The following is a 14,531-nucleotide window of genomic DNA, read 5'->3' as shown; positions in this document are numbered from 1 at the left end:
ATTACTCTAGGGATAGTAGGTCAAGAATTTCTTGTTCCGAAAGTTTTGTCAATAAGGTTTCTCCTGATTGTACAACTTGCTGAATCATTTCACGCTTTTTCTGTTGTAGTTCATAGATTTTCTCTTCTATTGTACCTTGCGTAACCATACGAATGACCTGCACAACCTTTTCTTGCCCAATTCGATGCGCGCGATCTGCCGCTTGGTCTTCTACCGCAGGGTTCCACCATAAGTCATACAAGATAACAGTATCTGCCCCAGTAAGGTTCAAACCTGTACCACCCGCTTTTAATGAAATAAGGAATATATCTCGTTCCCCTTCATTAAATTTCTGGGCCATTGCCATACGTTCTTGTGCTGGCGTTGAACCATCAAGATAGAAGTATCGATACTCTTCCTGCTCCATCACCTCGCGGATGATTTTCAGCATACTAGAGAATTGTGAGAAGATTAGGATGCGGTGTCCACCTGCAATCATTTCCCCTAAGATTTCTTTTAACTGCTGAAGTTTCCCACTTTCCCCTGCATAATCTTCAATAAACAGACCTGGATGGCAGCATATTTGGCGCAAGCGAGTAAGCGCTGCTAATATCTTAAGTTTTCCTTTATTAAATCCATCGGTTTGGATGATACTTGAAATTTGCCCCTTAATTTGTTCCAGATATGCTAGATATAGTTTCTTCTGTTCATCTGTTAAAATCGAAACCAACTTATTCTCAATCTTTGGCGGTAGCTCTTTCAGCACATCGGCCTTTAATCTTCGTAAAATAAACGGCTTTACTCGCTTACTTAAATTCTTTGGCTCATTCCCATAAATTCTTTGGAACGATTGGATCGGTGGAAGATATTTCGGTAATACAAGGTCAAAAATTGACCATAAATCGTTAATAGAATTCTCGACAGGCGTTCCCGTAAGGGCGAAGAAGCTCTTGGCACGAATCAATTTCACGGATTGAGCTGTCAAGGTTAAGTGATTTTTCAAAAACTGTGCTTCATCTAAAATACACGTTGCAAATGCAATCTTCTTATAAAATTCAATATCCCGTCGTATTAGCGGATATGATGTTACGACAACGTCCGCATCCGCCACGCTAGCAAAGAGACTTTGACGCTCCACTTGGTTCCCCGACACGACAACTACTTGCAATTCTGGTGCAAACTGCTGGAACTCGCTCTGCCAGTTGTACACGAGCGATGTCGGCGCTATTACGAGAGATGATAAACCCTTCCCTTCTTTTTGCCGCTCCTGATGAAGTGAAAGGATAAAGCTAATTGCTTGTAATGTCTTCCCTAGACCCATGTCATCAGCCAAAATTCCACCGAAACCTAGCTCAGCCAGCGAGCGTAGCCACTGGAATCCTACCTTCTGATAAGGACGAAGAATCGGCTGTAACTGTTCTGGTAGCACATACTCCGTTTCCGAAGGTTCTTTAATCCGTTGTACTAAGGCATTGAAATCTTGTTCGGTATCAAAGAAATGGTCGTCTTGTTGATTCATCTGCTCTAAGTACATCGCCTGATGTAGTGGTAGAGAAATAAACGGCTTATCCCAATCTGTCTTTTTCAACTGTAATTCTTCTTGTAATCTCGCCATATGTAAGAGCTCGGAACTATCTTCATCATGTAAGCTTAAGAACGATCCGTCCTTTAAGCGATGGTATTGCTTTTTTTCTTGGATGGCTGCAAGGACACTAGGTAGCTCCTCAAGTAATATTCCTTCCATATCAAAGGATACTTCCAGGATATTGATATCATGGTTCCAAACGACTTTCCCCTTAGCTTTCGGCTTTCGGGAACGATGAATACTTCTAAAATGGTCACTATAGTAAATGTCTGCTAACGGCTGCAACTTCTGTAAAGACTCAAATAAGAACGAATAAATCCGTTCATCATCTTCTAAATACATGAACTGGCCATTATATTGAAACTCTAATTCTTCGAATACCCACATCACTTGCCGCTCTTTGACTAGGTCGCGGATTAGAATTTTTCCTGTGCTCGAATCAGTCTCCATATTGTTCTCTGAGAATGGTTTCACTACCGTTTCGCCATAATGGTATTGTAAATCACATAGAATCGTACCGTCTTTTGCATCTAAGAACACTTTAATATGTAAAGGCAATTGTAAAATTTGCTCCGTAATTTTCTTATCGACTTCAATCTCTCTATCGATCTTAAAATGTTGTAACATTCCAGAGACAAAATCCTGTTTATAGGTTTCTGGAATACGCATCGTATCGGAACGTAGCTTTTCAAAGCTAGTCAATAACGGAATCAGCTTTTTACTCTGCTGTTCGCTAGTTACATACACTCGATGCTGATAAAAGAATACTCCCCCTTCCTTCAAAAAAGAGGCGATTTTCCCTAGTCTTCGCACCGTCAGTTGTAAATCGTTCTGTACTTGAGTCAGTTCAAAAGTGATTGGAATATCTTGTTGAATCACTGGCACATCTGGAAAAAGCTCTTGGTTAATATCAATATGTATCACTTTATTGATGAAAAGATCAAATAACCGGATGATATAAGGACGAGATAATTGCACCTTTTTCCCTTGGAAAATAGAGCGCTGAACGAAACTACTCGTATTGGCTATCTTCTCATGCTCGAAAATCTCCAACAACAGATCTATCACTAGCTGATCTTGCTCAGAGAAACGGTGGAGCCAAGGAGTATAGGAGAACTTTTTACTAAAGCTATATTCTTCCTTGTTCCATATTGCGTGTAAGAACTTCTCGATATGACTTACGTTGTACATTCTCTCCACACCAATTCTCATCGAAAGGCTACACGAACTCTCTTTGCGATAATAGGAAAGTGGTACTTCATAAGAGAATGTCCACTCCACATCAAGAAGCTGCTGATTCTCTTCATTCGAAGATTGGTGAAAGAAATCAAGAATCTGCTCAATCTCTTGATTTTTCTCTTTCCCCTTTAGAACAGGGTTCTCCACCTGATCTTTCAAAGAAAATAGCGAGGCAACAATGTGCTTGCAATGCCCAGGCGAATCAAAGAACGCCGGACAGTCACATTTTGCTCGTTCCAGTACACCATGTTTATTAAATTCTAAGGAAATATTGTATGGATCACTTCCCGATACGACCGATTGAAAGTTCCCTTCCACATCTGTTTCATTTACGAAATCGACTTTCCCTAAATGGTAATAGTTCTTTCCGCGGTCAAACGTGGTTTCTTTTACACAGCGATTCCGAATCGTATCTTCCGTGATATAAATCTTCTTACTCAAACGCAAAAGCTCCCAACATAGTAGTGTATCATTACATTGTACAATACTTTGAGAGGAATGAAAAATGTTTACGGATTAATTTGTAGAAAGTGCTTACTAATGCATTTGTGTTTTCGCTTAATGTACTCAAAATACATTCTTTAAAATTGAATTTATCTGCCTCTACGTTCAGATGAAACTTTATCATGGCAGTCGTAATTTTAGTTGATATGTTCTTTATATCCCGCTACGTTCAGATGAAATGATAATGGATAGCATGGAAAAGGATAGAGTCATCACTTTATATCCCAACTACGTTCAGATGAAATAAGACATCGAGAACTGTTGCCAAGTACCTCCATACTTTATATCCCACTACGTTCAGATGAAATGAGTTTGTTCCTACCAATCGTCATGTATTCTTACCCTTTATATCCCACTACGTTCAGATGTAATGATTGCCTAAATGTCTTATATGATTCGCATGTATCGCTTTATATCCCACTACGTTCAGATGAAATTCACCGTCTGCATCTGTTACATCTACTTCATAAATCTTTATATCCCACTACGTTCAGATGAAATATTTGCTCGATAAATCGACTTTTAACCAAAGACCTTTCTTTATATCCCACTACGTTCAGATGAAATCATGATTCTTTTGTCATTAAATGGTATCTTCTTACCTTTATATCCCACTACGTTCAGATGAAATACCATCACGCACTAACTTTGCGTAAATGTCTTTAATCTTTATATCTCACTACGTTCAGATGAAATATGTGTTGCAGCACTCTGTAGGTCATGTTTTGCTTCTTTATATCCCACTACGTTCAGATGAAATTTTGTATAATCTTTCAACTGCATAATTCACTAGATTCTTTATATCCCACTACGTTTAGATGAAATCGATACCCCAAACAGCTAAGAAGATTCCAAGAGCCGCCTTTATATCCCACTACGTTCAGATGAAATACTTATACGGTAATGATTAATACACGTTCTCTCCTCTTTATATCCCACTACGTTCAGATGAAATTTGAGTTTCAACTTAATCTTTTGAAAGCCGCTAAATCTTTATATCCCACTACGTTCAGATGAAATTCAGGACTACCTAAATCCGCACCTTCAAATGTTTTCTTTATATCCCACTACGTTCAGATGAAATCTGTTTTCGCTGTAGTCTTTGGAGTTCGAAAATCAACTTTATATCCCACTACGTTCAGATGAAATTATGTGCCAACGATTGCAGTAGCAACCGCGCCTACTGGCTTTATATCCCACTACGTTCAGATGAAATAGGAAAGTCTACGCTGATACGTTGCATTAATCAGCCTTTATATCCCACTACGTTCAGATGAAATTTTGTTGCCTGCTAAATCTTCCTTTTGCTCTGTTTGCTTTATATCCCACTACGTTCAGATGAAATATTTCCTTTAAACATAATTTGCAATTTACTTCTCTCTTTATATCCCACTACGTTCAGATGAAATCAAAGACGGGAGATCAATTAGTAAAAAGCCTGCTTACTTTATATCCCACTACGTTCAGATGAAATTGGCTTGCACAACAACTAAATGGCCATATCCACCTTCCTTTATATCCCACTACGTTCAGATGAAATTCTCATTTTCCCGATGGAAGATATATTGATTATGCTCTTTATATCCCACTACGTTCAGATGAAATATATTAGCTTGTTTATTACTGGTTTGTGGCTTGGACTTTATATCCCACTACGTTCAGATGAAATAAGTTCCTGCTCTGTCATGTCTTTATCCTGCCTTTGTCTTTATATCCCACTACGTTCAGATGAAATGGCATGAGCCTTATTATGTTTAATGATTTCATTGATCTTTATATCCCACTACGTTCAGATGAAATCAGCAATATCCGAAGTTGTCGGACGTCTTAAACATCTTTATATCCCACTACGTTCAGATGAAATTTCTCCTGCACTACGTCAATAGTGTTTTCATCCATCTTTATATCCCACTACGTTCAGATGAAATCAAGTTAGGAAATACAATAAACGATTTAAGAGACAAACTTTATATCCCACTACGTTCAGATGAAATCATACATGAACAAAATATTGAACCTAAGCTATTTCACTTTATATCCCACTACGTTCAGATGAAATCATCAGGATATAAAGGTCCAGAGTAAGTAGGTGATGTCTTTATATCCCACTACGTTCAGATGAAATTGGTACTCGCCTTTTATGCTTGGGCTTTTGTACGCTCTTTATATCCCACTACGTTCAGATGAAATGAGGTAACGCCTGAAAGCGTAGATACCGATGTCGCACCTTTATATCCCACTACGTTCAGATGAAATGAAGAAAGATATCACTATCAATTCAAAGAATCTACTCTTTATATCCCACTACGTTCAGATGAAATTGAATCTTTTGCTAGGCAAGGGATTGACCTTAAGAACTTTATATCCCACTACGTTCAGATGAAATTCTTTCATTTCATTCATGGTATCGAGCATTTCATCGAACTTTATATCCCACTACGTTCAGATGAAATAAGGTTTCAAACTGTCTTGTTCTTATGTCTGAGGTCTTTATATCCCACTACGTTCAGATGAAATTCTTTCACATAACCAATACGAATGCCTTTAACTGTCTTTATATCCCACTACGTTCAGATGAAATGTTTACCTAGATATGAAGGTGAGTTTTACAAAGGTCTTTATATCCCACTACGTTCAGATGAAATCGTACCGTTAGCGTGTGCTGTTAATGGACTTATATACTTTATATCCCACTACGTTCAGATGAAATTCTTGTAGAAATTAACGCCAAACATTTCATATGACCTTTATATCCCACTACGTTCAGATGAAATACTCCTGCCTGTACAAACACAATACTGAATCATCTATCTTTATATCCCACTACGTTCAGATGAAATCATTTCTTTGAAGTTGAATGGGCTCATTTCTTCGTTCTTTATATCCCACTACGTTCAGATGAAATCTGCTATGAAAAAAGTTGCTAACACTCCTATTAACCTTTATATCCCACTACGTTCAGATGAAATTGTTTGCTAGAGTGTAAGCAGCAGCCCTTGCTCGAATCTTTATATCCCACTACGTTCAGATGAAATTAAAACTAATTTGCAATACTCATACAGTTCATAGCACTTTATATCCCACTACGTTCAGATGAAATGGTCAGAGAAGTAAACCGTATCCCCATATTCCTTGATCTTTATATCCCACTACGTTCAGATGAAATGGATTGCCCCATAGAAATACTGCGGTGTCATTAGACTTTATATCCCACTACGTTCAGATGAAATGAGAAAGCCCCAATCTAGGGGCTTCTTTTTTATACCTTTATATCCCACTACGTTCAGATGAAATACGCTTACAGAGCAATTTGGGATGTGTGGGATAGGACTTTATATCCCACTACGTTCAGATGAAATTCTTTTAAATCTACCTCGTTTACATCAGGATCTAACTTTATATCCCACTACGTTCAGATGAAATGATACCAAAGCCAAGAGCCCAAAGAGATAGACCGACTTTATATCCCACTACGTTCAGATGAAATGATTATGATTTTCTTAAATATGAAACTGATAGTAACTTTATATCCCACTACGTTCAGATGAAATTAAACCAGTCGATATTGTCAATGACTCCGAATATCACTTTATATCCCACTACGTTCAGATGAAATTTATTGCCTTTATTATAGCTTTCCTTTTTTTTCTTCTTTATATCCCACTACGTTCAGATGAAATCGGGATCTTTAATTTCGAAATTTATACAGATATCTACCTTTATATCCCACTACGTTCAGATGAAATCTAGGTCGATTTTCTCGGTTTTAATCGTTTTCTTAGGTCTTTATATCCCACTACGTTCAGATGAAATCCTCAAAAGTTAAGCATCAGAAAGCCTGACAGAACAGCATTCTTGTCTGACAAGAATTATACCATTTGCAGTAAATCGGGGGTTGCGATTTTAATTTTATGAAAAAAAAGTTCAGAACCCCTTATTCCACAGGCTTTAGACAAAACTAAGTCACTATTCACATTTGCTGCAAAATGTAATTAAAAAATTTATCATATACGCCAATCATACCATATAATGTAATCGATTATATGAAATTTTACAACACTACCACCACGCTTTTAATGGTTTGTATACTTGATCATCAATAACGTGCTTTACTAATTTATAACATTCTAATCGCAATAAGTATCGATAGGTTGTATTACGATTTAATGTTCTATGTTTTACTGATGTACCTAATTTCTCTTCCCATGCAGTTATAAAGCGTTTTTTCCCTTCTTCATTTAAGTAACAAATCTCTTTTTCTAAGTATTCAAAATGTTTTTTTGTAATGCTTTTCTTGTTTATTAAAGCAAATATAATCGAATCAACAATTAGTGGTTTGAATATCTCTGCTATATCCAAGCATAAAGAGAAGCGTCTCACTGACGGTTCATGCAAGTAGCTTATGGTCGGATTTAGAGGGGTCTTGTATATTTCCCCTAGTATTGCAGTGTACATCAATGTATTACCAAACGATATTAGCGCATTAAGTGGATCTCTAGGTGGTTGTTTCTCGCGCTTTTCCATTAAGAAGTCTTGTTTTAATATATGATTGAATGATTGATAATAAATATGTCTAATCTGACCTTCTATTCCCATAAGAGATTGAATATCTTTAGCAAATTGAAGTTTCTGTGCAATTAATTCTATCTCGTCAATATGGGTTTGTACACTTTCTTTATGTCTTCTAAGGTTTCGTAACATATGATGGACTGCACCTTGCAAGAATTGATATGCTAGAAATTGTCTCTTATCCCTATCTAAGTAGTGAGCACTTTGTTTTACAATTACTAGACCCGACTCTTTTTTCTCCTTTGGATGATATGCACCTGCATAAAATCCATAGTAATTATAGAACTGTAATGATATCCCGTATTGACTGATATAAGTAAGAAATTTACTGTTTAAATCGATTTCGCCGAACAAATGCAATGTTTGAATCGCTTCAATAGGGAGGGCTTTTTTCTGCCCTTGTTCATTTTCGAAATACACTGTGTTGTCCTTACGCTTAAGCCTGCCATTAGAAAAAATATAGTGATCACGCAACATATCTAATCATCCTCCCTAGAATAGCAAAACTCATAATAAGCACACGATTTACAATAAGGGAATTTCTTTACAGGAGGAGCCGTTGGCAGATTTATTATTTCATAGACCCCGCCAATTGCCGAGATGATTTGTTTTTGATTGCTTTCCGTTAATTCGATTTCCTCTGTTCGCCTTTCCTTCGTATAACTTATAAGACCTTTTTTATAAATCCCCCGCAAAGAAAGCTGATAAAGATAAAATAACATCTGCATCTTATCTGCATTCGACATTTTGCTTGATAGCTTAACCTCTCTTACATATTCCCCGTCTATTGCATCGATAGCAAATGCATCATCAATCAACCGTTCTTTATCAAGTAGTCTTGGATACGACCTTTCATGTAATACTTTTCCTTGTAAAACATAATCAGATTCTTCCTCCATATTGATGCCTTTCCTATATAGCCATAACTTCCGTTTACATAACTCATAATATTGTAGATCGATTCCACCTATAGATTGGTCATGCATATACATTCACCACCTATACAAAAAGTTCTACTTCCTCTAATAACAAGCCTTTTTCGTGAGAATACATACAGTCAATTACAAAGATTCCTTGAAGACCATTTATTTCTGATGTTATTTTATCTTTTGCCCTCCACTTATTAACTGATAAAGTAAAAGATTCTAGTACTTTTCTATATTTCTTTCTATCTAATTTTGTCTGACTCGACTCATACAAATATAAAGCATCTGTGTACTCTTCATTCATTAAAAACTGGATAGGCAATACTTGAGTTTGCTGAATATCCCTAAGTAGGTTCTGGGCCTCTTGTTTTTTTAGATCATAGTGCGGTCTATCCTCAAATTGTGCGAGGGTTCTGTCAAACTCATCTTTAAACTTAGTACCTTCTAACCCATTTTCATCATATAATTCCTTTATCATGTTTGCTTTTGTTGATTCTAACAATGGTATTTCATCAATGTAAATATTTAATATCTCTAAGCTTCTTTGATAAATCTCATAATGGTAAACTGAGCCTTTCTTATTCATAATACCAGATACATTGTTAGTAAATACATAGACGTTAGCTTCTTCAAATGACTTTATGCCTTTTCTATTACATCTCCCATATCTTTGAAATTGACTATCTAACGTTGACATCTCAGTAAAAAGAATGTCAAAATCAATATCTAAACTTGCCTCCACCAATTGAGTGGTTACCCAAATACCTGTCTCATTATTATGGGCAAATTCTAGTATTTCTTTTTCTAATCGTTCACGATCCCTTTTAATAAATCGTGAGTGTAATAGCCTTACTTTCGCTCCTAGATGTTTTAATTTATCAAAGATTTCTACTGCTCTATTAACGGTATTACATATTACAAGAACTTTCTTCGATATCCCTTTTTCATACATCTCTTGAATAACTTCGTCGTCTGCAATAGATTGATTACTAAGTTTCAAATGGTGCCTTCTTACTGTATCGTCTATAAATTCTTGAAACATAATAGGACGCCGAGGATTTTTCATTTTTTTAAGCAGTGTTTTGAAATAGTAGTCAGGCAAGGTCGCTGTCATAATCATAAACGATCCCCCGATTTGGTCAATTAGCACCATCGCCCGAATTAGTAGCGCGGCAATCTTCGGGTCATACGCTTGTAATTCATCGATAATAACTTTTGAAGTACTCATCGTAGCATATTCTTTTTCAAAACCTAGATAATAGAAAGGGAATTTAAGAATCTGATCTATGGTAGATATAATTAATTTGTTGGCGAACTCTTTAGACTGATTATGCATTTGGGATAATAATCGCTCGTCCAATATTTCTAGAGTTGATAAATACTCATAACTAGTAGAATGCAAAAGCCCTGTCGCTTCTTCAATGCCGTCTTCACCAACTTTGCTGAAGCCTATATTTTCCATATTCGTAATTCTGCTATACATTGAATTAATGCTGACCCTGAGCGGTAAAGTCAAGAAACCTTTTTTATCCCCAATCCATAGTAGTCCAGCCTCTGTTTTTCCCATTCCCGTTTGTGCAACTATTACTAAATGCGATTCTTGTTGTTCTTCTACAAATCGTTGTAACGGCCTTTTCTCTACTTTAATCTTATCCGTAAAATACCTATTTACATAATGTCCCACATTCATTTCAGAAGCAAGTTCTATAGGCACGTGCGCAGATGCAGCATGATCCAATCGGTGCAGAATCCCTTTTAGTAATACATATTTTAGATACCCGTCGTCACTAGGCGTTAATCTCTTTTTAGTATGAAGAACATTCAATTTAGTACCATAACTAGACTTATCAATCACTGTTCCTAACTGTTTCTCAATCTCATCTTTGAATGGCAAAATATTGCGCTTGTATGTGTCGATTATTTCATCTTGCTCATGTTCTACTGCAACATCTCGTTCATGATGAAACCCAATAATTTGGGACAGTATTTTTCTTTCTTCTTTATCAATCTTTAGAAGGTCATATGGGATTGCCATTACCGATAAAAAACTATGCGGTACGTCAGAATCATAGTTAGTCTTCAGTAGTTCCTCGTTTATAACCGAGCGAATTTTATTTTGGAACACAAGATCAGTTTTCCCGACATCATGATATCTGACAGCTATCTCTAACAGTTCCCAATCCCGTTGGTTAAGCAACGGCAATGATTCATAGTTTACCCGTTTGTATTCTTCTAATCTTAAAAGTAATTCATCTGTATGCTGTGAAATTGTTTCTATGGGCACTGACTTAGCATAGTAAATCATGAAAATCCCCCTCTATGTAAAAGGAGAGCCCAAGGCTCCCCCTTTAATCAATATGGAAAAATACAAGGTCACCATAGGGGTCAATTTTCAATTGTTCATGTTGCTCAATCCACAAGCCTTTTTGAACGTAACCCACTTGGATTTTATTCCACACTCGAACATTATTTATTACTTCATATGTCCAATTCAATTTATAAGGAAAATGCGCCACATCAGATAAATATTCGATTGGAACAAATGCGTTATGGTGTAATGGTCGGGGCTCTCCACAATCTTGCAAATGTATAATCTCACATTCATCTACACGAACTAAGTCTTCCCATCTGCCCAAACTAAAATGGATATTCCGTGAGTTAATTGCACTTTCAAGTTGTTCTAGAATTTCATCTGCTGCCTGTATATGTAGTACTAAATTGACATCGTATAACATGTGCATGTAAATTGGCATTGTTGTGATATCATTAAATTCCCTACTTATCCCTAGTCCATCAGCTGTTAATGCAAATTCCTCTGTTTTATCACGTTTAAAGAAATAATGTGTTTGATAATCAGTAACTATCGTGTCATATATTCCTTGGATGCTTATTTTCATAGGGATAAGTGAATCCGCACCTAATATAGAGTGAACCATACCTTTTACGGTTGAATACGGCGGAAGCGGATATGTCTCTGACACCTTGAACGCAAATGGTTTCTTATAACAGGCAGTCTGCTGATATATTTTTAACCGCAAAGCCTTCATTACACACGTACTCCATAGTAGTTTCCAACCTGCTCTTTTATCTTCTGGAAAAAGCTTTCTACTGAGCTCACGCCAATTACATTTATTTCACTAAAATTCGCTTCGTTACCAAAAATTCCAGCATCAAATCCAACAAAGGTTTGTGAGCCTACTGTATTCCCAGCAAACGTTCTCTCGGTTACAGATTGTAATGTACTTATATTTATATCCCAGCTCTTCTTCATAGGTACAAGATTAATCCTACCTAAGAAAAACGGATTCGCAACTGAGTATACCCCTCCAATTACGAACATAGGCGCTAAACTTTCCTGACGACCGCGTATGTTTCTATTGAGTAACTTGATTATCTCTAAGAGCTGATTCACTCTTTGGGCCCTTTCATTCGTATCTAGCTTAACCTCCCCATCAATACCAACTTTGTCTAAATCAATTGTAATCGTATAAGAATATAGACTCTCGTGCTGTTCAATGTTTGCGAGGTTTGGGGTTTCATCAATTCTTTCTGCTAAACCCATGTTGTTCAAGAACTCTAGGTCACTCTTATATGGTTCTAGGGATACTGCATGCGATAATCTTGCTACTGCTGGTCTCTTTAGTGATTTCTTCCCTGTCTTCAAGTAACCAAAGAAGTCCATTTCAACTGAATCTGCAATTGATATATCCTCTCTAAATTGTAGAGTACCTTTCGTTTTATCTACAGTATTTAGATTCCACTCGAACCACTCGTTCCCTAGCCGCACAATATCGTACCGAATACTTTGACGGGAGGCAAATGTTAGCACATCCCCATTACCACGATGAATTTTCTTCAATTCCGATATATTTGCAATTCCCTCTCCATAATTTAATGAATTCGCCTTAAATATTATTGTCATCGACAGTGCTTTAGCCATTGTTAACCGCCCCTTCTTTCTCTTTTCTTGATATTTCTTGCCCTAACATACCTGCAACGAAGGCTGACCCTATCGTTTCAAATTCTAAGCCGTCTTCCTTAAATGCGTTCACAAAAAAACTGGGAACTCTTAAATCTTTTGCTCCAATATATAATCTGAATATCGTATCCATAAATGCCTGTTTGTTTCCAGCCTTGATTGCATTGATGAGACGGTATGCAATCCCTTCCATCTTTTTACGGCCACTCGCCCTATATACCCCTTCCTCATTAGATCCTTTATCTTGGAATAAAGCCTCGCGCAACTCTACGCCGTGGAAGTATATAGCGGTAATCAACTTGTCGTCTTTCGTCATTTCTTTCACTCCTTTTTTGGCATTTAATACTCTTAGTCGTTCCCGTGTGGCTATATAAGCCCCTTCTCCATAAAAACTATTAGAAATTGATTCTCTTAATAATTCAAATATCGCCTTTTTCGGATCTATCCCTTTTAATAAAGTTCTAAGGTATTCATCCCTAATTTCCCGATTTTGTATTAGCCTCAGTGACTTGCCGTATTTCTTAAGATAGTGCACTAGATACATTGGCATATGGTAGTAGTCTAATAGAGTCTTCTTTGATTCAGAGTGAACCTCTAAAAATTGAAACGCTCTATATATGCGTTCCGCCTTATCTACAGATTCTTCTAATACACCTACAATAGCCTCTTCAAAACTACTATTTTTTGATCGTAGCATACGATATGTGTTGTTATATGACAATACATCCTCAAATGATTCTTCCGTCATGATTAACCCCGCAAAACGTAAATTCTCAGTAGATTGTTGGGAACCCCTTTTACGATTATAGAATGTCATTCCTAAAGGGGACAAAAAGAGAATTAGTCTTGCTACTGCACTCATTGGTATTGGTTGCTTCTTCTCGAAATCCCAATTGAAGTTTACAGCATTATTATTAGAGAACGCTAGCGGTGAAAACATCATTTCTTCATACGTCTGTGTTGCTAGTAAACTATCAATAAACGAACACTTTAACACTTGCTTAGAAAGATACTGTTTAAGTTGAACTGGATCTTTCATTTTCTTAATCTCACGATACCACTCTCGAAACGGTTGATATCCATCTTTGGTTTGGTCCAAATATTTAACCACTCCATCAATATTCTCTTCACTCTTAAGTAGATTATGAAGCTCCAATTCTATTAATGCCGGCATAACAAAGTCTTTATCAATCTGAATAATATGCTCTTCTGTGTTCCTCGAGCTAAACACTGGTTGCAAAATACTTGTTTGTCCAAAAAACGGACTTAAAATTACAGATTTCACATAATTTAACGTTAGCTTTTCTTTAATGAATGAGGTTGATGCTATTTTTTTATATTGATCAATTACATCTTCTAAGATTAGATTGCTTTGTGTATCATTTATTTCTTTCAGTTTTTCTACCAAGTCTCTTACTTGCTGGCACTCATCAGTATCCCCGAAATACTTTTCTATTTTCTTAAGTTGCTCTGCAATTATCTTCTTTACTTCTGTCGCATATAGTTTTAACTTATCAGGATTCTTAACTAGGTTAGTTGAATACCAACGCATTTTCTCAACATCTCGTTCCACAACATTAAATGTTTCGATTAACTTGTAAACCATCTTGCTTGCTAAATCCTCTAAGTTTTCTTTTGAAATGGCAATACCATTTCTATTAATAGCAATTTCTTCTTTTCCTACTACACGGATGAGACCTATTAACCCTGCTATAATTGGCCACTCTTCGGCATCAACCTGTACACCCAT

Annotated in this window: 7 protein-coding genes and 1 CRISPR repeat array; all 7 genes read right to left on the bottom strand. The window is 36.6% G+C overall.

Annotated features, from left to right (window positions below; genetic code table 11):
* Position 1 precedes the first annotated feature (1 nt).
* Entirely contained in the window at positions 2–3,244 is a 3,243-nt protein-coding gene (locus BHU72_RS10725; protein WP_083248399.1) for a DEAD/DEAH box helicase, read from the bottom strand.
* A gap of 341 nt (positions 3,245–3,585) precedes the next feature.
* A CRISPR array of direct repeats spans positions 3,586–7,120; the repeat unit is 29 nt; unit sequence CTTTATATCCCACTACGTTCAGATGAAAT.
* Between the two features lie 246 nt (positions 7,121–7,366).
* Positions 7,367–8,353, bottom strand: a complete 987-nt coding sequence (gene cas1b, locus BHU72_RS10720; protein WP_069702620.1) for a type I-B CRISPR-associated endonuclease Cas1b — start codon at positions 8,351–8,353, stop codon at positions 7,367–7,369.
* 2 nt (positions 8,354–8,355) lie between these two features.
* Positions 8,356–8,862: a CRISPR-associated protein Cas4 gene (gene cas4 / locus BHU72_RS10715; RefSeq protein WP_069702619.1), complete on the bottom strand. Its 507-nt coding sequence runs from the start codon at positions 8,860–8,862 to the stop codon at positions 8,356–8,358.
* A gap of 13 nt (positions 8,863–8,875) precedes the next feature.
* Positions 8,876–11,107 carry a CRISPR-associated helicase/endonuclease Cas3 gene (locus BHU72_RS10710; protein ID WP_069702618.1) on the bottom strand — a complete coding sequence of 744 codons (2,232 nt, stop codon included), beginning with the start codon at positions 11,105–11,107 and terminating at the stop codon, positions 8,876–8,878.
* A 43-nt stretch (positions 11,108–11,150) separates the two neighbouring features.
* Positions 11,151–11,849, bottom strand: a complete 699-nt coding sequence (gene cas5b, locus BHU72_RS10705) for a type I-B CRISPR-associated protein Cas5b (RefSeq protein ID WP_069702617.1) — start codon at positions 11,847–11,849, stop codon at positions 11,151–11,153.
* A complete protein-coding gene (cas7i, locus tag BHU72_RS10700) occupies positions 11,849–12,742 on the bottom strand; it encodes a type I-B CRISPR-associated protein Cas7/Cst2/DevR (protein WP_069702616.1) in 894 nt (297 codons plus the stop codon). Before cas7i ends, cas5b begins: the two co-directional genes overlap by 1 nt.
* Positions 12,735–14,531: a hypothetical protein gene (locus BHU72_RS10695; protein ID WP_069702615.1), complete on the bottom strand. Its 1,797-nt coding sequence runs from the start codon at positions 14,529–14,531 to the stop codon at positions 12,735–12,737. The genes cas7i and BHU72_RS10695 overlap by 8 nt, the downstream gene beginning before the upstream one ends.

The organism is Desulfuribacillus stibiiarsenatis, assembly GCF_001742305.1.
Classification (GTDB): Bacteria; Bacillota; Bacilli; order Desulfuribacillales; family Desulfuribacillaceae; genus Desulfuribacillus_A; species Desulfuribacillus_A stibiiarsenatis.
The sequence above is the reverse complement of the archived record's forward strand: the minus strand, read 5'-3'. Positions and strand labels throughout refer to the sequence as shown.